The sequence below is a fragment of the Photobacterium sp. MCCC 1A19761 genome (genome assembly GCF_037389125.1).
Classification (GTDB): Bacteria; Pseudomonadota; Gammaproteobacteria; order Enterobacterales; family Vibrionaceae; genus Photobacterium.
Genome location: NZ_JAZGTF010000004.1, coordinates 35,429 through 56,906 on the forward strand (window position 1 = coordinate 35,429; position 21,478 = coordinate 56,906).

The window sequence follows — 21,478 nt, forward strand, 5'->3', positions numbered from 1 at the left end:
ATGCAACAGTGCTCATCGATCTGGAGTTTTCCAAACACCTCTCTGAATCACTGACGAGCTAGCCCGTTGGGAGCCCTGCGATTCAATACATGATCAATTGCGTTTTCGCTGAACAGATCACCGTTTTCTATTTATCAATCCCTTTACAATGACTGAGAGCATTTTATCCGGGCTAGGTTTTTCCCGGTGTTGAGGCCGGGGAAAACCACACGTTCAGCTTTGGGTGGAATACCAGTAACAAAGTGACATGGATAGACACAGCTCCATGGATTCACAAGCTGACCGAGTGCTTCCGGTCGGCATCACCACACTCAACCTGAAGCCCTCTCAATTGATTGTTGAAATACCCATGCAACCAAGGCCAGAAAAACAGCTACGTTTATAGAAGGTAAGACGCTTTGCCGTGCTTGATAAAATCAGGTCTTACAAGGAGTTGACATGATGAATCATACGAGCGCCACGCCACTCGACGGTGACCACTGGGGCCAGATCAAGGTCCTGATCGTCGATGATCAGAAAAGTGCGGCATTCATTCTGAAGCATATGATGAATGAATTCGGCATTGAAGCGGTTGACATTGCTACGAGCGAGAGTGAAGCATTCAACTTATGCCGGATGAAAAGCTATTCCATCATCATCGTTGACTTTCATCTGGACGGGAAAATTAACGGCTGTGAACTAGTGGATATCTTAGTCGCGCAGGAACTGCTCCCGCCGGATTGCGGGCTAATGATGATCTCGGGCGATCATACGGTCAAAACCGCGATGACCGTCATCAGCTCATCGGTTGATGAATTTCTGTTAAAGCCCGTGTCATCAAGGGAATTGAAAGAAAAGTTACACCGTGTTTATGAGACGGTCATGCTCAGAAGGCCGATCCAGAAAGCCCTGGCAGAGCAAGGCATCAGCCAGGCCATTACCGTGTGTAAGATGCAGCTGGGCACCTATGGCTACCAATTCTCGTTAATCCAAACCCTGGTCGAGTTGCTGATCAAAAACCAAGACTGGCAGCAAATTCAGCGCCTGCTTCCGGTATTGAAAAAGCACAGCCAGCACCCGTTTATTACACGCACGGAAGCGCGCTTACACTATCACCAAGGTGATTTCGAAACCGCCACAAAACTTTTAGAATACCTGCTCCGGTACTCACCACTCACCATCGAGGCCATCGACGAGCTGGTGATTTACCATGAATCGGCAGGAAACCTGGGCCATGCCTTCAAGTACGCGAGCAAGGCCTTAGCGCTGACCCCTCGTTCCTGCAACCGGATCTTGTCGGTATTCCGCTTGTCGGCCACATTTCATGACACCGAAACGCTCGCCAATTTAACCCGGCAACTGGCAGAGAGTCTTCCACTGATGAATGATTCCTGGCGCTATTATTTAGCCGAGTGCTGCGCCAGTATTGAGCGAACTTATAGCGAATACTTGGCCCGGGGGACGGCCCCCCAGTACAGACATCTCGTGAAAACGCTGGTTAACCGGGCCCGACTTAAACTCCCGGCTCCGCAGAAAACCATCGCGATCGCCTATGGCTACCTGACGTTTTCCCGCCTCTACCTGCTTGAGCAAAACGAGGAAAAGGCCAGGCGCTGCCTGATGAAAGCCTTTGCCCGTTTTTTCCATGAGCCTGGCAAGCTGCCCGCAGATTTTCTGGTGAAGGCCATTTTTCCCTCACTGGCATTAGGTGAGCTATATCTCGCCACCCAACTCTATGCTGAGCTTGAGCTCAAAGAAAAACTGTGCAGAGTCACATTTGATGATTTTCACCTCATTCAACACAATGAAGCGTTAACGTCCCGCATCTTGACGCTCTTTGACCAGGTCAAAGAAGCACACCAGCTATCCTTTTGCCACCAGCAACACTCCCTCAGCCTGTATCAACAACTTCTACAGGACTTTCCTTACAGCAGCGAAGTTAACTTAGGCTACCTGCACTGTTTGCTCGCCAGCCGTTTTCTCAATGACCAGGAGATAGAAGCCACCCTGCGAAAACTGAAAGCCGCCCCGCTGCCGATCCCGCACCACGATTGGCTGATGCAACTCACTGAAAAGTACCACCAATGCGGCTTTCACGAACATGATAACAGCGATCACCAACAATCATCTGAGCTTTGGCAACCCGCAGTCGACAAAGCTCGGCTCTTGAAGCTAAAGGCGCGCTGTGAGAACAAAGAGCAATAACATCACTGCCGGGCAGGCTCATCGCCCCCTTAATCTTCCAAAAACAGATCCCGCTGCAACGGATGACCCGGCTTACAGGCATAGTGGTCAAAATCCGTGATGCCCTGCTCACGCAGTACATCTTCATCGATGAAGAAATTGCCGCTGCAAGTTTTGGCATCCCGGGTGATCACCGCATAACAGGCATCGGCCATAATCTCGGGTTTGCGGGAGCGATCTTCAAGCAACTTACCGCCGACCATGTTCTCAATCGCCGAGGTGGCGATGGTGCTCTTCGGCCACAGGGCATTCGAGGCGATATCATACGCTGCCAGCTCTTCGGCAAACGTCATCGCCATCATCGACATCGCATATTTGGAGGTGGTGTAAGCGCCGTGGGCCGCAAACCATTTCGGTTGCAGGCTGATGGGTGGGGATAAGGTAACAATATGTGGATTTGCCGAGCGTCTAAGATACGGTAAGCACGCCTGAGTTAGCAGAAACGTCCCCCGGACATTAATCGAGAACATCAGGTCAAACTTTTTGCTGGGTGTATTTTCCATATCCGCCAGGTGGATCGCGCTGGCATTGTTGATCACCACATCAATGCCGCCGGTTTGTTTGACCACCTGGGCAACCGCCTGCTCAATCGCATCTTCGTCACGAATATCCAGCACCACCGGAATGGCTTTGCCAACGCCCAGCTGATTGATTTCATCCGCGGCCGAATAAATCGTGCCCGGCAGCTTCGGATGCGGCGCTGTGGTCTTTGCGGCAATCACCACCGTCGCTCCGGCTTGGGCGCACCGCTTGGCAATCGCCAAGCCAATTCCCCGAGAGCCGCCACTGATAAAAACCGTTTGGTTATCCAGGGCATTGTCCGGCACATCACCGCCGACCACGCCGAGTTCTTTCTTCTCGACTCTGGGAAGGCTGAACGTCTCGGCCAACACTTCCAGCTGATTGATGAGCCGCCGGGCTTTTTGAAAAAAATTGCGTTTCATGTCGTGCTCCTTCACAAACAAAACGGCTTGCGCTCCAGACTTTCCTCCTGAAAGCCGAAACTATGGGGGATCCTGCTTCTCTCCCCGGTGCTGCTGGCTGGCGCCCACCAGACTGGCCACCACGATAGCCATATAAAATACACCGGTAATGGCTTCAAGATAAACCATGACCCGCGCAACCAGCGACACCGGACTAATGTCACCATAGCCTAAGGTGGTGAGGGTCACAAAGCTGAAATACGTGACGTTGGCAAAATTCTTGCCCCAGGGCAATGGCGACATCCCAGTAAAGGCTTGGGGCGAAAACTCCAGAATAATCAGATACACCATGGCCCACATCAGGCCGAGCAGTAGAAACAGCGCCACCGAGCCGACCACTTTATTGACATCAATAGAACCGGTGAACAGGATCTTTCGGGCGATGATTTTGAACGTACCGAGGAAAAAGCAAAGCATCAGCGCCAAAACCAGAGCGTCCATTTCGCGGGAGGGGAAAAATGCTTTACCGATCGAAACCATCCCCCAGCCGATGACGACAGAGATCAGAAAGCGAAACCAGACTTTGTCGACCTGTAAACTGACCAGGCAGACGGCAAAATTGAACAGTGTGACCCCTTTGAGCACCCAGTCAAACCAGCTGCCGCTGAGGGCCTGGGTCAGGGTGGCGCTGATCAACAGAATGACCAGCGAGGCGGTCAGATAGAAAAAGTTATTCTTGGCACTGATGGTTCTGCCCATGATGACGCACACTCCTCTGCCGAAAGCTGCCAGCAGCTTGATTGCCCTACCCTACAGCTTAGCTGGTGGGTAGGGCCATGCTGACAGATTTCATGCAGGCGCACGTCAGGCCGGGTGCATTTGCAACTCGCTGATCGCATTTAAGAACAATTTGACCGCCGGCAACATCCGACTCTCATCAATGTCAAAATCACCGCTGTGGTGACCGGCAGCCAGATCAGAGCCCACCAGACAATAAATGGCCTTGCCGCCGTTCGCCTGAACCCGCTCGACCAGATAGCCGGCATCCTCACTGGCACCGAAATCTTTTTCCAGCACCACCTGGCTAAATCCGCTACTCAGGCCCAGTTTGGCCAGCATCGCCACCAGCGCCGGATCATTTTCCAGCCCAATGGCCTCGCCCTGGGTTTTGATCTCCAGCGCCACCCCGTGCATCTGGGCCGCGGCTCGGGCAATCTGTTCGACCTGCTGGTACATATAGCTGTTCAGGGTTCGGTTCTCACCCCGGGTTTCCCCCATCAGCACGGCTTTGGCCGGGATCACGTTCCGTCCGTCACCGGCATGAAACTGACCGACGTTGATCCGGGTCATCCCGTCACGGTGGCGGGGGATCGCCAGCATTTGAGTGACTGCGGTACAGGCTGCCGCCAACGCATTACACCCGGCATTGGGTTCGATCCCGGCATGGGCCGCTTTGCCCGAAAAATGCAAATCGAACTTCGAGCTGCAAAGAAAATGCTGCGGATCGCACACCAATGTGCCACTCGGCACATTCATCCCGATATGGGCGGCAAAGAAATAATCGACGTCATCAAGCCAGCCACTTTGCGCAACTGCCTTACCGGCTCGGCACCCTTCTTCAGCAGGTTGGAACAGCAGCTTGATCGTCCCGCACAAAGCATCACGGTTGGCCGCCAGAATTTCAGCAACGCCGAGGCCAATCGCCGTATGCGCATCATGGCCGCAGGCATGGGCCACGCCCGCCTGGAGCGAAGCAAAGCCCAGAAACCGCGGCCGATGTGCATCTTCCTGACTTTCGCGGACTTCGACCGCATCAATATCAAAACGCAGGGCGATGACAGGTCCGGGGCGGCCGGTCTCCAGCACGGCGCCGACACCGGTGATCCCGTCCATTTGGGCCATGAAACTGGCATCAGCCCCCCAGCTCATCGCCCGTTCCCGAGCATGGGCTACTTCGGTTTCATCCCGTCCCATGATGGCGTCACGATGGATAATGGCATCCGAAAAATGCAGTGCATAACCGAGCGACTGCAACAGTCCGGCAATCCGGCTGGTGGTGAAAAACTCACACCAGGCCGATTCCGGGTAGCGATGAAACTCCCGCCGGTGGTTAATCAACCGTTGTCCCAGCGTGTTTTCATCAATCGTTATCGTATTGGTCACAATTTCATCCTAATTCTTTTTATGGCAAACCGACGATCAAGCACAACATCCACCTGTGATGTCGTCACCTAATAGCCGGTCAACTCCATAAATCCCTGTCCGGTATGACTGCCGCTGACCCTGACCGGGCCTTCCCAATAGGAAAACATAAACGGCAACCATTGTTCCTTACGGACCACATCCACTTTCACTTGAATCTGTTGACTCGGGACAGCGATCTGCCACTGCACCGGGTAAAGCTTGCCTTCATGACGGGCATTGGCTATCGGGATCATCCGGATCTCGTCCGCAGAGAGCATCACGGCCCTGCCGTCCGGCCAACTCCGCGAGCCAAAATAATACGGCACCGAATCCGCTTCCCGGATCTGATACAGCATCAAAGCACTGCCATCGTCGAGATGCAGCGAGAACCAGTCCCAGCCCAGCTGACTTTGCGCCAGTCCTTCACTGCTCCATTCCCGATCCAGCCAACCCGGTCCGGAGACCTGATAAGGCAGGCCGTCCAGCACCAGGGTGCCCTCCAGATGCAGAAACGGCGCACTGTAATAGTAAGAAGCGATATCCTGACTGGCGTGTTTGCGGCTGTAGCCGTTCTCGCCCTGAAAAATCAGGGCGCCCTGATTTTGAACCTGCAGGGTTGCGACCATACGCTCATCCGCAAACGACAGCGTCCCCGGAAACGGATTGCTGTCCTCGGAGCGCCATGACCAGTTGTCCAACCAAGCCCGGAATGGATTGCCGGTAACGCCCGCCTGACCAATTCCGCCCCGGGCGAAGCGCTCGGCATGCCAAAGCTGCTTCTCGCCAGTCACGGCCACATGTGCCATGTACATTTGCGGGCTGTGCCAGCCTGCCTCGGCCGTATTACGACCTGCGAAACGGAATAAGGTCCACTGAACACCGAAGGTTTTTCCTTCCGGTGACGTCAGGTTCGCCGTCAAATACCACCACTCTGTTTTAAAGCTCGGGTGGCTGAGATGATCCTGCGGAAACTGCCAGGTCTTGCCGGGCACAACGGTTTCAAAATTCTGATCGTCACCGTCTAGTCCCTGACTCAAAATTTCGACCGTATTGGCCCGCTCCTGCCCAGCAGGCTCACACCCCAGCAACCCGACTGTCAGCAATATCCCCGTCAGCCACGGCACTAATCGTCTGCTACGCATCAGAAAGCCTCCCGCAGTGACAGGATGGCCGAGCGCTTCACCAGCCGCCAGACCGGCCAGGCGCCTGCGGCCAGCAGCACCACAAGTGCCGAGCCCAGCGAAGTCAGGTACTCAAACGGGAAATATTGCACCGGCATGGTCCAGCCGAACGAATATTTCAACACCACGTCAATGAGCAGCTGGGCGAGGATCAGCCCCAACGGCAATGCAATGATCGATGTCAGCAGCCCGATCAGCAGGAGTTGTCCCCCGCCAAGCAAAGCCAGTTCGCGGCCCGTCATGCCCATACAGCGCAGCAGAGCAAACTGGCGCTGACGGGAGACTTCACCGGCCACCGTGGCGAAGAACAAACCGCAAACCGCCACAAATAACGTCAGTTTGCCCAGGGTCGCGGTAATAATGAAGGTCCGGTCAAACACCCGCATCGCCTGCGCCATCAGTTCGACATTGTTACGCACCCGCTCCGGCGGCAGACGGAACCGCTCGCCAATGGCTTTCATCACATCCATGCTATCCGTGCCCGGCTTCAAATGAACGGCCAAACCGACCTGTCCGTTTTGCGGCCACAAGGTCTGCCAACGTTTATGCGACATCATGATCTGACCATAGGGGTTGCCGTAGTCGTAGTAAATCCCGGCGATCTGCCAGCGCTCATTCATCGGAGACGGCAGGTTGATGAACTCACCCGGCTGCCAGCCGCGCTTGAGCGCCAGTGATTCACTCACCAGCACCGCCCGCTGATGATGAAGCTTTTGCCAGTATTCTGGGATCGCGACCTTGATCGACAATGCCTCCTGCTCCTGTTGCGTCCCGCCGATGCTGACCACCTGCAGGGTGCCTTCATCCGTCGGCAGCTCTTTCCGCCACTGCCACCACACCTGGCGCACATCATCGCGTTTCTCCAGCCACTGGGCGATACGCGGGGCAACGCTCATGGACGGACGCACGTAAATGTCTGCCGCCAGACGCTGATCCAGCCAGACCTGGGTGGTATTGCGAAAACTGCCGACCATGGTTTCCATCCCGATGTTCGAGGCCAGAGCCAGCATAAATGCCATCGAAGCAACGCCACGGTAACTCAGGCTGGCGGCGGCATCCGAGAAAAACCAGCGCAACCGGGCCGAGCGTACGAGCAATCCCAGGCTCCTAAACAACTGCCACAGCAAGAACGGCATCACCAGCGCCGAGGCAATCAGAATAAAGGCGATCAGTACAAATCCGGCCAACTGACCATGAGGCAACTGATACACCCCCCAGGCCGCTGCAATAAAGAGACCGGAGAAAAAGGCCTGCCAGGCGAATTCCCGGCCGCTGAAACGCACCAGTGCCATGTGGGTCGACAACCGGGCCGGCTGGGTTTTGATCAGACGGATCAACGGCCAGCCGCAGGACAACAAACAGCCGCACATGGCAATGGCCAGCGAGGCCAGACCCCACTGCCAGTGCCACGCCACTTCCAGGCTGACATTGGCCCCGTACAGGCTGTTCAGCGTCTCCGCAACCGACGGCAACAATTGCTGCGCCAGCACCAATCCCAATAAATTCCCGCCAATCAGACCGAGGACAATCCACCCCAGCAGTTCCAGCAACAACGCCTGGGTCAGTTGGGTCCCTGACACCCCGGCCTGTCGCAACAGCCCGACCAGCGGCTGACGCTGGGTCAGCGAGAGCGACATCGCCTGATAGAAGATGAATAAGCCGACCACAAACGCCAGCATCCCCATCGCAAACAGATTCAGGTGAAACGCATCGGTGAGCGGCTCCAGCGTTTCGCTCTGGTTGTGCTCCAGCTGCAAGGCGGGCGGAAGTTCGGCGGCCAGTTGATTTAATCGCTCATGAGACATCTCGGCACACAGAATGGCAGACAGCCCGGCACTCGGATACAGATCCCGCACCACCGCCATATCGGCGATCATCCGCGGACCGCGGACCCGCTCTTCTTCAACCACCCGCAGCGGGCCTATCGATTTGCCGTTGTCGAGCTTGAGAAACTGCCCGTCCTCAACGCCCATGTAGTACGCCAGTTGCTCACCGACCATGATCGGATACGGCGGCTGCATCAGCGAGAGCATCTGCGCCTGACGATCAGCCGCAGCGCGCACCTTGAAGCTGGACATCATCGCCACCGGATCAATGCCGACGATCTCATAGTCCCGATTGTCATCGGTCACCACCCGGTGTTGATCCATCGGAACGCATTGAGAAAAGCCGGCCCGGCGCAGGTCAATATAGAAAGCCTGAGGCACTTTCATGGCCGGTTGCTGATGACGAATTCGGTAAGGAAAAGGATTGGAAAAAAGTTGCTCGCCCTGGCGGTAGCTTTCCCTGGCTTGCTGATTGACGCCCATGACGCCGACCAACAAGGCAATGCCGAGCGTCAGGCCCAGCCACACCAAAACGATTTGAAACGGGTGGCGTTTGTAGTGCCCCCAGAGCGCCTTAGCTACGGGGCTTAACATGCAGTTGACCTCCCTGCAGTCGAATACAGCCACTCATGTGCTCTGCAACCTGCTTGCTGTGCGTGACCAGCAACAGGGTACAATCGAGCTGGCGGGTCAGGTTCACCAGCAAGCGGATCACCGCCCCGGCGTTGCGTTCATCCAGGCTGCCAGTCGGCTCATCCGCCAACAGAATTTGCGGTTCCATATACAACGCCCGGGCGATTGCCGCCCGCTGCTGCTGGCCTCCGGACATCTCTTCCGGGTAACGGCCGAGCAACGGCATTAAATCCAGCGCTGAGATAATCTGACGCCATAACTCCGGCTTTTCTTCCAGCCCTTTGAGTTGGCGGCAAAAGCGGATATTATCGGCGGTCGTCAGCGTCGGCAGTAAATTAAACTGTTGAAAAACAAGACCAATATTGTTACGACGAAACGCTGTCCGCTCCCGTTCGCTGATGGCATGAATCGGCGTTTCCCCCAGCCAGACTTCGCCGGAGTCCACCGTATCCAGCCCGGCAATCAGGTTCAGCAGGGTACTCTTGCCCGAGCCGCTTTCGCCCATCAGGGCCAATTGCTCACCTTGATTCAGCGCCAGCTCTGCACCCTGCAGTACAGAATGGTATTCAGCCCCATCCTGATAGCCTTTGCACAGCTCCACGAGTCGTAACATCCAATTCCCCAAACGTTTGTAGGTGGTTTCGGCAACGAAATGTACAGCAAAGCCGGGGCATGAGAAAGTACTTTACCCGGCTTACTCGCCATTTTGGTGCAATGCGTTTCAAACCATCTACAAATTAAACAGTCCGTTTAATCCTCAACCACAAAGTTCTTAAAAATCAATAAACTTTATCCATACCACGCGCCCTGTCAGACGAATCGTCCCCAACGAAAACTTAACCGTCGGCCACCAGGTTATTCATCCATGAACGGGACTTAAGCCGAATCGTCGAGCCGACAGACTTCACCAGCTCTTCCACAATTAACATGGCATAAATCCATTCTAACGGTAATTGTAAGATAAAGGCACAGAAAGCCGTCAGCGGGATGCCGATCAACCACTGCGCAACCATGTCCTGATACAGGCAAAACCGAATATCCCCACCCGCGCGTAGCACACCGACAATCATCGTCATCGGAATACTCTTGACCACCACGGCCACGGCGAAGATCAGGAAGAAATGCTCTGCCAGCGCGCGGCTCTCGCCGGATAACGCCGAGAACAGATCCAGCACCAGATCTTTACACAGCACCATCACCAAGGCGACCACCACGGCACAGCAGAAGTTAAACAGAGACACCGCCCAGGCCTGATAGTACGCCGCCTCATGGTTGTTCGCGCCGAGCTGATTGCCGATCAATACCGCCGAAGCGTTGGAAATACCGATCAGCAGTGCCAGTGCAAAAGACTCAATCGGCGTCATCACCGACAATGCAGCCAGCCCCTGCACACCGGATTGTCCGATAATGGCGTGATAGGCAAAAATCCCCAGCGACCATGCCAGGTGGTTGAACGTAGTCGGCATCGACAGCGAGAGGAAACGGCGGATCTTGCCCAGTTCGACAGCCCCCAGCAGCAACCGCAAGTTCATCGCCAGAAGATGCTGACGACGGCTGAGATAGACATACAGTAACACGGCTTCAATCAAACCACTCAGCAGCGTCGCCCAGGCCGCCCCGGCAATCCCCAGCGCCGGAAACCCGAAGTGACCGAAAATCAGCACCCAGTTCAGGAAAATATTCAGCACAATGCCAATCGCACTGAAGAAGGTCGCAATGCCCGGTTGGTGCATCGCCCGCAGGCCAACCGCAATACTGCTGCCCCAGGCCATAGTAAACAGACTGAATGCGGTAATCATCAGGTACTCAGAGCCGAGGGCAATCACCGCCTCAGAATTTGTCGCCATACCGATCACCGCTTGCGGCGCGAACAGAAAAATCAGCCCGGCTCCCAAAGCGGCAAGCAGCGTCATCAAAATCGTCAATGCGGTACTTTGCTGAACGCCCCGACGATTCCCGGCACCCCAGTATTGCGCCGTCAGCAATGCCCCGCCGGTTGTGACACCGAAGATCATCAGGGTTGCGACAAATACCGCCCGGCCGGCAATGCCGATTGCGGCCACATCCAGCTCCCCCAACTGACCCAGCATCATAATGTCAACCAGACTACGGCTGGAGAACAACATGGTTTGCAAAGCAATCGGGAAAGCGATCAACAATAAACGGCGAAGAAATTCACCTTGAAAATGGCGCAGGATAGTGTTCATTTCGAATTACCAACGGGCGAGGCCGACTACAGGACAATGACGGAATCATCTTGAGGCCCGATCGTGAGGTCCTGCTCTCAAAACCTGCTCTTGAAAGCAAGCGGTTGAAAGCAATCACGATCAATGGCGAAGACAGTTCGAATTTTATCCGCTACAGTTTTATAAACAACCAATTTTATTAATTTATCATCGGCTTCCCTCTCGCAAAGTGTCGCCGAGATCTGTTTGGCCGGGCGCGGCAGTACCTGTTATCAGGCGTTAAGTTGCAGGGAGCATGACCATCCATGAGTAAAACGATTCTGGTTGTCGGGGCCTCCGGCTATGTCGGCAGCCACCTGGTTCCGGCGTTAGCCAGCAGTGGCTATCAGGTCAAAGCCACCGGCCGTAACCTGGATCTGCTGCGCAAGCGGGGCTGGACCGAGCTTCCCAACGTATCGCTGGTTGAACTGGATTTAAACCAGACCACAGACTTAGAGCCGCTGCTTGCCGATGTCGACGTGGTTTTTTTTCTGGTGCATGGCATGAACCACGGCCATGACTTTATTGATATCGAAATCGATGCCGCGCGTAACTTCAGTACCGCCCTGAGGCGAAGCACGGTTCAGCGGGTCATTTACCTCGGCGCGTTGCAAGCCAAACAGGGGCATTCCAAACATCTGGCGGCCCGAAAAGCCACCGGCGAGATCCTCCGCGACAGCGGGATCCCCGTGACGGAACTCCGGGCCGGAATTATCGTCGGGCCGGGCTCCGCCGCCTTCGAAGTGATGCGTGATTTTGTTTTCCACCTCCCGGTGATGATCGCGCCCAAATGGGTCAAATCCAGAAACGCCCCCATCGCGCTGCGCAATCTGCTGTACTACCTCCAGGAGTTGCTGCACTTTACTCCCTGTCGCCATCAGATTTTTGATGTCACCGGCCCGGAGATCCTGACCTATGCCGATCAAATGCGTATTCTGGGCAAGTACGCCGGAAAGCAGGTCCGCATTGTGCCGCTGGCTCTCCTGACCCCCACCATTGCGGCCTACTGGCTGAAATTTATCACCTCGGTGCCGACCAATATTGCCCGGGCACTGATCGGTGGGTTACAACTCGACCTGGCGGCCAACAGCTCCGCCATCCAATCCCTGATCCCCCAAACGCTCCTCAGCTACGATGAAGCCGTACAAGAATGTCTGGGCCATGAAAGTGAGGTGGTTCGCAATGAAATCTGGGGATTTGACCCCGATGCCCTCGCCCGCTGGCAACCCGGATATGGGTATTACCCCAAGCAGGCCGGATACACGCTGAAAACCAATGCGACGCCGGAGCAGCTCTGGCAACAAATCCAGCAGCTGGGCGGAGAACCCGGCTACTTTTATGCCAATGCCCTGTGGCGGCTTCGGGAATGGCTTGATTATGCCGCAGGCGGAGAAGCGCTGAACCGTTATCGCCGCGATCCCGACTCACTGGCATTGGGTGACCGGTTGGATTCCTGGAAAGTGATCAACTTAGAGCCGAACCGCTTTCTCTCGCTGCTGTTCGGGATGAAAGCGCCCGGTCTGGGGCGACTGGAATTTACCATCCGAGATTTAGGTGAGTACCGGGAGCTCGACATCCGGGCCTGGTGGCATCCGGCCGGTTTTGCCGGGCTAATGTACTGGTTTGCCATGATGCCGGCCCACCTGTTCATTTTTAAAGGCATGACCCATGCCATTGTCAAACGCTGCCAGGCCGACGCCCGGGAAGGCAAATCCGTCACTGAATAGCGCCTTGCAAAGTCGACGAAAAACAAGACACCACAATACAACAGCGAAACAACAGAAATACAAGAGCAAGACACGGGTACTGAACCCGGAAGCACATCCTATCAAGACAAACGGGGAGACGTTGCCGCCTCCCCGTTTTTACGTGTCTTGTGACATCTGCATTACTGCGCCGCTTGCGTCGGCAACTCCGGTAAATGCGTCCCGTGGTTACACGGATAAACCACATACTCGCCGTGATACTTCACCTTCGACTTGTAGTCCGTGACTTTAAACAACAACAAACCGTGCTGGTATGCCGTATCAATCACCGCTTTGGCATCCCCGCGCAGATACAACGACAGCGGTTTCACCACGTCGCCGGACTCAGCAATGGCTTCGCGGTATTGCTTGGCGCACACCACCAGCGATGCCTGACCATTGGTATGATGGGTGACCTTACGGTTCACTTCAAACTCGGTGGTCACCAGCCAGCCCGCCGCGGTCAGCGCCTGATACAACGCCTGGATCTGCGCGGCTGTTACCGCCGCGGTCAGCGCCTCGGCCGGGTTCAACCCTGTCAGTGTGTTGCAGATCTGAACAAACTGCTGCTTCAGCTGGGCATTCTTACCCATACTACGGGCCTGCTGCTGCCAGGCCAGTAACGTTTTCGCCACACTATGGTCGTAACGCTGCTGCTTGATGGACTTCGTAACCCAGGCGCTGAGAAAGTGTGTTTCACTCACCGGGTTACCGGGTGTTTTCCCGCTTTCAACCGACTCAGCCAGCTCACTCAACCCGTCAGAGACCAATTTTCCGATCTCTTCAATATAAACTGCCATGTGGCTCCTCATGCATCTCGCGACATTAACCAATAAAAACCCGCAGATAATACTGCACAGGACGCCATGGTCAATGCCATTGGCCAGGCTGTGGCATCCGGCATCATCGCCACCGCGCCGCCCACCAGGGTTCCGGTCCCGAAACGCATGGTGCCAGCCAGCGAAGAAGCCGTCCCGGCCATGTGCGGATATTTGGCCAGCAGACACGCCATGGTGTTACTGCCGATGATCGAAATGGTGCCGACAAACAACATCACCGGGATCACCACGCCCCACAAACCCAGCTCAAACACCTGACCACACACCAGACCAGCCCCGGCAAGCAATTGGATCCCCAATCCGAGGCGCAGCATCCAGTGCGAGCCCATTTTGCGCACCAGTCGGCCGTTGAGGCTGGTCATTAGGATCAGCACCACAATATTCAAGCCAAAGAACAGACCGAAGTTTTCGGTACTGACATGGTAGAGATCGATATAAACAAACGAGCCAACCGTCAAAAACGTAAACATCCCGGCGAATGAAAAACCGCTGCTGAAAATCAGACCCACGGCCACAGGCGTGATCAGCATCCGGGCATAATTACGCAACGTCGCACCAAGGTGAAACGGCAAGCGTTTCTCAGGCGGCAGGGTTTCCGGGATCTTGTTCAGCACCGCCAGAATCACGATGACCGCGACCCCAGCCAGCACCCAGAAGATCGAGCGCCAGCCAAACCACACCGACAAGTAACCGCCCACCATCGGCGCCGCCAACGGTGCAATCGTCATCACCAACGTGATGAAAGACATGGTTCGGGCGAACTCTTCCCGTTCAAACATATCCCGCACCAGCGCCTGAATAATCACCGCAGCCGAAGCCCCGGCAAACCCTTGCGCAGCCCGAACCCAGGTCAGCTCGGTGATCCCCTGACTCATAGCACTGACACATCCCGCCAGCGCAAATAAAAGCACGCCAATAATCAATACCGGACGGCGACCGTAACTGTCTGCCAACGGTCCGTGTAACAACTGCCCCACCGCAAAACCGGCGGTATAGGCCGTCAGGGTAATTTGCACCGCCCCGGGCACAACCCCCAAATCTTTGGCAATGCTCGGCATCGCGGGCAGGTACATATCAATGGCTAAAGGCGTGAGGGCAGCGATAGCCCCGAGGATCAGGATCAGTTGAAAGCTCAGCTTCGGGCTGTCAGATGTGGTCATAAAATCTCTTTGCTGGAGGATGTCGGAAGGGTGCTATTGTACGATGAATTAATAGAAAAGACTCTTTCCTGATAGGAAATTATTTATTTCTGTATACCGGAGCCCGATCACGGTTTGTATAAAAAACCCCCGACCCAGGGCTTCACAATTTGCAGTGCTTCAGGCCATTTGATCACAAGGTTAAACCAAGCGGATGCATTCAGCTGAATGTGAATGGAGGGGCGCGGGATGAAAACCACGAGAATGGCCACAACTGCGGCGCAAAGTGATACAGACTGACGAGCTGCTCCCGCCCGGCTACCCCGAGTTCGAGCCGTGGGCTTTCAGCATGAGCCAAACTGAATAAGCCGATCGGACAATGGCTCAGGGAATCGTGCTGGAGCTGCGGTTGACCGTCAGCCAGTTTCACCAACTTGAAACCGGTTAAGGTACAGAGAGAGGCCCACGTGCCAGCAGGCTGGTTGTGGGCATTCACCACAGGCATTGCAACAAGTAATCCCCAGCTTAACAAGCTGGCGGCAAACATCATTCTGATGATGGATTTGCGCATGGATAATTCATTCAATCACTATGGGGAAGCTTGAATACTAAGAGTTTCACCCGGTCATAACAACAAGATGTCATCAAAAGGTGATGAAATTAACAATAAAAAATGCAGGGATAAACACAACCCACCGCTGACGTGGCGCTGTGGCCATTCTGATCGTGGCAGAGCTGCTCTGAATGACATAAAAAAAGGCGGGAAACCCGCCTTGTACTTCGCTATTTTTGCCTGAAAAATCAGACCATCGATCCGATGTGCCTTACTTCATAAATGCGGCAATTTCTTCATCGGTCAGCGGACGATACTCGCCGGGCTCCAGCGTGTCATCCAGCTCAATGCTGCCGACTTGCTCACGATGCAGGCCCACGACTTTATTGCCGACCGCCGCGAACATCCGCTTCACCTGGTGGTACTTCCCTTCCGTAATGGTGATCAGCGCTTCCCGCTCATCCAGAATTTCCAGCTTCGCCGGACGGGTCAGCTCTTTTTCACCCCGGAGTTGCACCCCTTCGGCAAAAGTTTGCACCGTTTCCGGCGGTAGCGGATCGGCCAGTTCAACGTAGTACACTTTTTCACATTCATAACGCGGCGAAGTGATCCGGTGCGACCACTGGCCGTCATCCGTCAGCAGGACCAGTCCGGTGGTATCCCCGTCCAGTCGACCGGCCACATGCAGTTTTTCCGGACTGACTTCATCAATCAGAATAAATACGGTTGGATTAAAGTCATCAACGTGAGAGCAGACAAAGCCCTGTGGCTTGTTCAGCATAAAGTAACGTGGTCCGGTCAGTTGCAGCGTACGGCCGTTGAACTCAACCTCGCACGTATCCGTCACTTTGAGGGCGCCATTTTTCACCACCTCGCCGTTTACTTCAATTTCTTTATTTTTTAATAGCTTACCGGCTTCCTTTCGGGTAATACCCAAGGTGGTGCATAAAAATTTATCAAGCCTCATGACTGGCTCCGCATGGTACAAAAACGCGCATCATATCAATTTTACGGATGAGTACATAGCAACTAAACTGTGCGCATACATGAATCTGTACACGATGAATCAATTCACGTTCTCAACCGCAGACCGGTTGAACATCACACATTGGACAAACAACACAGAATAGAACATTTATGTGATTTCGAGGTCTTTATACATATGAGCAGATCACGTATAAACGCACTGCTTTACCTGAAAGGATTCAATGCAAAACCTAACAAATAAGGTCGTACTATGAATATCTCACTCGTTGCGCCAAGCTTGTCTTCAACGGATGTCCTGTTAAAACTGGTTGAAGAACTCTTTGAGTACGAAGTGCTGCCGCAGAAGTTCGAACAAACGAGCCAGGCGATTCACCAACTCCTGAGTAACCCGGAGCTGGGCCAGGCGTGGTTCATTGAAGTGGAACAAGAAGGCGAAAAAATCATCGCCGGCCATATTGTGATCAGCTACAGCTTTAGCGTGGAACATGGCGGACGGATCGGCCTCATCGATCAGTTTTATCTCAAACCCGAGTGGCGCCAGCAAGGCATCGGGACTGAACTCATCCCGCAAATTGAACAACATATGGGAGAAGCCGGGGTGCATGCCCTCTCGCTGGAGGTCAATATCGGGAACGCCGGAGCCCGGAACTTCTATGAAAAACATGGCTTTATTCCTCGCCGCCAGTTCTGTCTGATGACCAAAGTGATCAAGCAGGAAAAAGTCACGCTCAATATCGCCTCGTAGGCACACCATCACAGCACCAGGCACGCCGGGACCAAACCGGTACTAAAATACGGCTCACGTTCCCGTGGGCCGTTCTGAACACACGACCCCTCGCTATTCTCCCCGCACTTCAGGTACACTTTGCGCTTGTTTCTCCATCGTTTTCCTGAAAAGTAGCCACCCAGATATGTACACCCTTCGCCCCTACCAGCAAGACAGTGTCAAAGCGACCATCCATTACTTTCGCAAGCACAGTACCCCGGCGGTACTCACGCTGCCGACCGGCGCCGGTAAAAGCCTGGTGGTTGCGGAATTGGCCCGCATTGCCCGGGGCCGGGTGCTGGTGCTGACCCACGTGAAGGAGCTGGTTGAACAGAACCACAGTAAATATGAAAGCTACGGCCTCAAGGCCTCGATTTTCTCAGCCGGTCTGGGCCGCAAGGAAACCGACCGCCAGGTAGTCTTTGCGTCGGTGCAGTCAATGGCCAACAGCCTGGATCAATTTGCCAACGAGTTCTCCCTGCTGGTCATCGATGAGTGCCACCGGGTGCCGGATGATGAAAACAGTGCTTACCGCCGGGTGATCAGCCATCTGCAAACCATCAATCCGGGGATTAAAATCCTGGGTTTAACAGCAACGCCTTACCGCTTAGGCATGGGCTGGATTTACAAGTATCACACCCGTGGTCAGGTCCGGACCGAGCAGGATCGCTTCTTCCGCGATTGTATTTTCGAGCTGCCGATCCGCTATCTGCTCGACGAGGGATTCCTGACTGAGCCCAAGATCATGGACATGGCCGTGATCGGCTATGACTTTTCCAGCCTGACCCCGGCATCAAACGGCAAATACCGCGAAGCCGACCTCGACAGTGTGATTGAGCAGTCCGGCCGCGCAACCCCGATGATCATTGATCAGGTCCGCGACTATGCCAAAGACCGCCGCGGAGTGATGATTTTTGCGTCTACGGTCAATCATGCGCAGGAGATCATGGGGTATCTGAACGGTGAAAATGCCGCACTGGTCATCGGCGATACCCCGATCGATGAGCGCGACCGGATCATCGAAGCGTTCAAGCGCCAGGAAATCAAATATCTGGTCAATGTTTCAGTACTGACCACCGGGTTTGACGCCCCGCATGTCGATTTGATTGCCATTCTGCGTCCGACCGAATCCATCAGCTTGTACCAGCAAATTGTCGGCCGCGGGCTGCGACTGTTCGAAGGCAAAAAAGACTGTCTGGTGCTAGAGTATGCCGGGAACTGTTATGACTTGTACCAGCCGGAGGTCGGCGATCCCAAGCCCGACAGTGACAGCGAAGTGATCATGGTGCCCTGCCCTGCATGTGGGTTTAATAACAGCTTCTGGGGCAAGCTGGATGCCGCCGGTTTTCTGATTGAACACTACGGCCGCCGTTGCCAGGGCTACTTCGAAGATGACGACACCGGCGAGCGCGAAGAGTGTGGCTACCGTTTCCGGGCCAAATATTGTGAAGAGTGCGGTGCAGACAACGATATTGCCGCCCGCCGCTGCCATGTCTGCGATGCAGTGATGGTCGATCCGGACAAAAAACTGCGCGATGCGCTGAAGCTCAAAGACGCGATGATCATGAAATGTACCGACCTGCGTCTGGAGCCGGGCAAAAACAAATTTAACAAACCGCAGCTCAAAGTGATCTACACCAGCGATGAAGGGGCTGAAATCAGCGAAGTTTGGACGCTATCGACCAAAGGGCAAAAGGACGAATTTCTTCGCAAGTTCATTAACCCGCACCTGGTTGATCGCCACCGGCCATTCACCGACACGGCCCCGACCAAAGTCGCCAGTAATGAACACCGCCTGCGCCCGCCGGAGATCATTATTGCCCGTAAGAATGGCCGTTTCTGGGCCATCCGGGACAAGCTGTTTGACTTAGACCAGTACCAGAAATCCTGAACGCCTACCCAAACAGAGCAAGCCACATCTCAAAAAGTCATATACAGAAAAGCCGCATGCAGAACATGCGGCTTTGACATGGATACGCACTGTGACCGGTGATTAAGCTTAGAAGCTGTAATCCAGCGTCACGCCCCAGTTACGGCCGGGTTGCGTCCGGCGGTCAATCCCTTGCTCGGAGGCAGTCACCCCTTCCAGGTCCTGATACTGCCAGTATTGCTTATCCAAGGCGTTAAACAGACCCGCACGCAACGTCAGATCATTCACCGGACGATAGTACGCTGTCAGGTCGACCACCGCGTAACCTGGTGCCTTTATGTTCGGCTTCTCGGCAGCTTCCCAGTCGCTACCCGATTTATCATCGACCAACGTGACATTCAGGGCACTCCCCCAGTGTTCGTTCGGCGCATCGTAGCCCAGACCCATCACAGCCGTCAGCGGTGCAATGGTGTCCAGACTTTCACCGGTACGCTTATCCTCGCCATCCAGGTAAGCCACCGACAGTCGTGCATAAGAGCCCATCGGCGCGCCGACCATTTCATCCAGCCACAGGCTACCCTTGAATTCGACCCCGAAGATTTCAGCTTCATCGACGTTTTCATTGGTCGTGATATCCAGACCATTCTCCGTGGTTTTGCTGCTCTTAATGAAGTTGCTGTAGTCGTTGTAGAACGCAGCCAGCTCCAAGGCACCCGTGCGATGATTGGCACGCATCCCGACTTCATATGAACGGCTTTCCTCTGGCTTCAGGTTCGGATTCGATACAATCCGGTAGCCACGAGCTGAGTTGTCCTTGTCATAATACAGCTCATAGATACTCGGAGAGCGGAAGCCCTCACTGTATTGCGCATAAGTACTGAAATTCTGGTTCCAGTGATACACCGCCCCCAGTCGCGCCGTCAGTGCATCACTGTTGTGCTCGGTCAGTCCTGATGTCTGATCCGGCTTTGCAGTATAATCGTCGTAGCGCAACCCTGCGGTCACCACCAGCTGATCCGCCATGAAATACATCTGGTCCTGGATAAACACCGCACGTTTCTCTGAATCTGAATCAGGAACCTCGACATCGCCTGCACGCGATGTGCCGCGATCGAGGAAGTAATCGGTATAATCCAGTTCAAACGAGGCATCCGATGCTGCAGCGCCGTAGGTCAGTGCATGACGATTCCCGGCCAGCGTCAACTCTTTCTCAAGTTGAATATCAAATTGCAGGCTTTCATTTTCACCTTGCCGCACCCGATTCCGGTTGCCGTAACGGCCGGTATGGTCAATGTTATCGTGCTCGGTTTTATTCTGGCTCCAGCTCAATGTCCAGTTCAGCGCATCAAAAGCTGCATTACCCGCCAGCCATTCGTGCTCAATCCCCAGGCGAACCCGCTCATCTTTATCATCGGTACGAACATTGGTGTAGACAAACCCCGGGAACATTCCCCGACCGCCGTCAAAGCCTTCTCGCGACAACGTCCTGCCGTCTGCGCTTCGGGTATAGTATTCCCCCACCAGGCCCACGCGGTGATGCTCATTGAGCTGATAAAATGCTTTACCCAGCACATTGTGTGAGGTCAGGTTTTGCGGATCGGCTGCGCCGCGTTCCGGCCCTTCGATCTCAGCCCCGTCCCCATGAGTTTCGGTTTCATGGCCGTCACGGTGGGTATAGATCAGCAAGGTTTCCAGATCACCGGTACGATTGGCCAGCTCAAATGTAGCCTTGTATTCATCACTTACACTGGCATACCCGGTTTTCACGCCGACATGGGTATCATCCCCGACTTGCAGTACATCTTCCGGGTTCTTGGTGCGCATCAGCACCGTCCCGCCCAGCGCATCACTGCCATACAGGGTCGAGGCCGGGCCTTTATTCACCTCGATTGCGGTGAGCGTGTCCACCTCATAGGTATTCGCATTCATCCGCATCGCATCAGCACCCGGGTTATACGATGAAGGCTGCTCAACACCATCCACCAGCACCTTCACACGATTGCCACTCATCCCTCGGATTGTGAAGTCTTCCATCCCGAAACGACCCCGACCATTCACTGTCACACCCGGCTCATATTTGAGTGCCTGCTTCAAATCGATCGACAAATTATTGTCTATAGCTTCTGAGCTGACCTTCGAAATGCTCCCCGGCACATCCTTGATACTGGCTTCTGAGCGTGTCCCTGAAACCACGATCTCATCAAAGACGGAAACACTTTCCTGTGCCTGAAGTGTTGGTGACATTGCCAGAACGACGGCGCTGGCAACGAGACTGAGCTTAGATTTCATAACCCCTGCTTAATAATATCATTATCGATAAGAAACTTTAGACGAAGTATTACAAATAAAAATGAGAATTACTATCATTATCACGGTGATCTGGA

The 21,478-nt window shown here is 54.5% G+C and carries 16 protein-coding genes; 4 read left to right on the forward strand and 12 right to left on the reverse strand.

Annotated features, from left to right (window positions below):
* Positions 1-438 precede the first annotated feature (438 nt).
* Positions 439-2,184, forward strand: coding sequence for a response regulator (locus VV869_RS06770; RefSeq protein WP_337734228.1), 1,746 nt, complete (start codon positions 439-441; stop codon positions 2,182-2,184).
* Between the two features lie 29 nt (positions 2,185-2,213).
* Here the strand turns inward: VV869_RS06770 and VV869_RS06775 are convergent, their stop codons facing one another.
* From VV869_RS06775 to VV869_RS06805, 7 genes are all read right to left on the reverse strand, one after another.
* Positions 2,214-3,167, reverse strand: a complete 954-nt coding sequence (locus tag VV869_RS06775; protein ID WP_337734229.1) for an SDR family oxidoreductase — start codon at positions 3,165-3,167, stop codon at positions 2,214-2,216.
* Between the two features lie 60 nt (positions 3,168-3,227).
* Entirely contained in the window at positions 3,228-3,905 is a 678-nt protein-coding gene (locus VV869_RS06780; protein WP_337734230.1) for a potassium channel family protein, read from the reverse strand.
* Positions 3,906-4,010: 105 nt separating this feature from the next.
* Complete coding sequence (locus VV869_RS06785) at positions 4,011-5,309, reverse strand: amidohydrolase (RefSeq protein ID WP_337734231.1); 1,299 nt, start codon at positions 5,307-5,309, stop codon at positions 4,011-4,013.
* 68 nt (positions 5,310-5,377) lie between these two features.
* Positions 5,378-6,472, reverse strand: a complete 1,095-nt coding sequence (locus VV869_RS06790; protein ID WP_337734232.1) for a lipocalin-like domain-containing protein — start codon at positions 6,470-6,472, stop codon at positions 5,378-5,380.
* Positions 6,472-8,931, reverse strand: coding sequence for an ABC transporter permease (locus VV869_RS06795; protein WP_337734233.1), 2,460 nt, complete (start codon positions 8,929-8,931; stop codon positions 6,472-6,474). The genes VV869_RS06790 and VV869_RS06795 overlap by 1 nt, the downstream gene beginning before the upstream one ends.
* The gene (locus tag VV869_RS06800; RefSeq protein WP_337734234.1) at positions 8,912-9,583 is read right to left on the reverse strand and encodes an ABC transporter ATP-binding protein; all 672 of its coding nucleotides are present in this window, start codon (positions 9,581-9,583) and stop codon (positions 8,912-8,914) included. Before VV869_RS06800 ends, VV869_RS06795 begins: the two co-directional genes overlap by 20 nt.
* A 223-nt stretch (positions 9,584-9,806) precedes the next feature.
* Complete coding sequence (locus VV869_RS06805; protein ID WP_337734235.1) at positions 9,807-11,177, reverse strand: MATE family efflux transporter; 1,371 nt, start codon at positions 11,175-11,177, stop codon at positions 9,807-9,809.
* Positions 11,178-11,461: 284 nt separating this feature from the next.
* On the opposite strand from VV869_RS06805, the gene VV869_RS06810 reads away from it, so the two are divergent.
* On the forward strand, positions 11,462-12,922 hold the full coding sequence (locus tag VV869_RS06810; RefSeq protein ID WP_337734236.1) for an SDR family oxidoreductase: 1,461 nt from the start codon (positions 11,462-11,464) through the stop codon (positions 12,920-12,922).
* A gap of 161 nt (positions 12,923-13,083) precedes the next feature.
* On the opposite strand, the gene VV869_RS06815 is transcribed toward VV869_RS06810, so the two are convergent.
* From VV869_RS06815 to rsuA, 4 genes are all read right to left on the reverse strand, one after another.
* On the reverse strand, positions 13,084-13,740 hold the full coding sequence (locus VV869_RS06815) for a DUF2913 family protein (RefSeq protein WP_337734237.1): 657 nt from the start codon (positions 13,738-13,740) through the stop codon (positions 13,084-13,086).
* 8 nt (positions 13,741-13,748) lie between these two features.
* Positions 13,749-14,939, reverse strand: a complete 1,191-nt coding sequence (locus VV869_RS06820; protein ID WP_337734238.1) for a Bcr/CflA family multidrug efflux MFS transporter — start codon at positions 14,937-14,939, stop codon at positions 13,749-13,751.
* Between the two features lie 199 nt (positions 14,940-15,138).
* On the reverse strand, positions 15,139-15,489 hold the full coding sequence (locus tag VV869_RS06825; RefSeq protein ID WP_337734239.1) for a hypothetical protein: 351 nt from the start codon (positions 15,487-15,489) through the stop codon (positions 15,139-15,141).
* Positions 15,490-15,742: 253 nt separating this feature from the next.
* Entirely contained in the window at positions 15,743-16,438 is a 696-nt protein-coding gene (rsuA, locus tag VV869_RS06830) for a 16S rRNA pseudouridine(516) synthase RsuA (RefSeq protein WP_337734240.1), read from the reverse strand.
* Between the two features lie 270 nt (positions 16,439-16,708).
* Here rsuA and VV869_RS06835 point away from each other — a divergent pair, with 270 nt between their 5' ends.
* Together VV869_RS06835 and VV869_RS06840 are read left to right on the forward strand one after the other, a co-directional pair.
* Entirely contained in the window at positions 16,709-17,203 is a 495-nt protein-coding gene (locus tag VV869_RS06835) for a GNAT family N-acetyltransferase (protein ID WP_337734241.1), read from the forward strand.
* A gap of 166 nt (positions 17,204-17,369) precedes the next feature.
* On the forward strand, positions 17,370-19,115 hold the full coding sequence (locus tag VV869_RS06840) for a DEAD/DEAH box helicase (protein ID WP_337734242.1): 1,746 nt from the start codon (positions 17,370-17,372) through the stop codon (positions 19,113-19,115).
* 108 nt (positions 19,116-19,223) lie between these two features.
* On the opposite strand, the gene VV869_RS06845 is transcribed toward VV869_RS06840, so the two are convergent.
* Positions 19,224-21,383, reverse strand: coding sequence for a TonB-dependent hemoglobin/transferrin/lactoferrin family receptor (locus VV869_RS06845; RefSeq protein WP_337734243.1), 2,160 nt, complete (start codon positions 21,381-21,383; stop codon positions 19,224-19,226).
* Positions 21,384-21,478: the final 95 nt, after the last annotated feature.

Bases quoted from the DNA above. Each gene is read 5' to 3' on its own strand.
- VV869_RS06820 (WP_337734238.1), bottom strand. From the start codon at position 14,939: ATGACCACATCTGACAGCCCGAAGCTGAGCTTTCAACTGATCCTGATC.
- VV869_RS06815 (WP_337734237.1), bottom strand. From the start codon at position 13,740: ATGGCAGTTTATATTGAAGAGATCGGAAAATTGGTCTCTGACGGGTTG.
- VV869_RS06780 (WP_337734230.1), bottom strand. From the start codon at position 3,905: ATGGGCAGAACCATCAGTGCCAAGAATAACTTTTTCTATCTGACCGCC.
- VV869_RS06805 (WP_337734235.1), bottom strand. From the start codon at position 11,177: ATGAACACTATCCTGCGCCATTTTCAAGGTGAATTTCTTCGCCGTTTA.
- VV869_RS06795 (WP_337734233.1), bottom strand. From the start codon at position 8,931: ATGTTAAGCCCCGTAGCTAAGGCGCTCTGGGGGCACTACAAACGCCAC.
- VV869_RS06770 (WP_337734228.1), top strand. From the start codon at position 439: ATGATGAATCATACGAGCGCCACGCCACTCGACGGTGACCACTGGGGC.
- VV869_RS06825 (WP_337734239.1), bottom strand. From the start codon at position 15,489: ATGCGCAAATCCATCATCAGAATGATGTTTGCCGCCAGCTTGTTAAGC.
- VV869_RS06835 (WP_337734241.1), top strand. From the start codon at position 16,709: ATGAATATCTCACTCGTTGCGCCAAGCTTGTCTTCAACGGATGTCCTG.
- VV869_RS06800 (WP_337734234.1), bottom strand. From the start codon at position 9,583: ATGTTACGACTCGTGGAGCTGTGCAAAGGCTATCAGGATGGGGCTGAA.
- VV869_RS06790 (WP_337734232.1), bottom strand. From the start codon at position 6,472: ATGCGTAGCAGACGATTAGTGCCGTGGCTGACGGGGATATTGCTGACA.
- VV869_RS06840 (WP_337734242.1), top strand. From the start codon at position 17,370: ATGTACACCCTTCGCCCCTACCAGCAAGACAGTGTCAAAGCGACCATC.
- VV869_RS06845 (WP_337734243.1), bottom strand. From the start codon at position 21,383: ATGAAATCTAAGCTCAGTCTCGTTGCCAGCGCCGTCGTTCTGGCAATG.
- rsuA (WP_337734240.1), bottom strand. From the start codon at position 16,438: ATGAGGCTTGATAAATTTTTATGCACCACCTTGGGTATTACCCGAAAG.
- VV869_RS06775 (WP_337734229.1), bottom strand. From the start codon at position 3,167: ATGAAACGCAATTTTTTTCAAAAAGCCCGGCGGCTCATCAATCAGCTG.
- VV869_RS06810 (WP_337734236.1), top strand. From the start codon at position 11,462: ATGAGTAAAACGATTCTGGTTGTCGGGGCCTCCGGCTATGTCGGCAGC.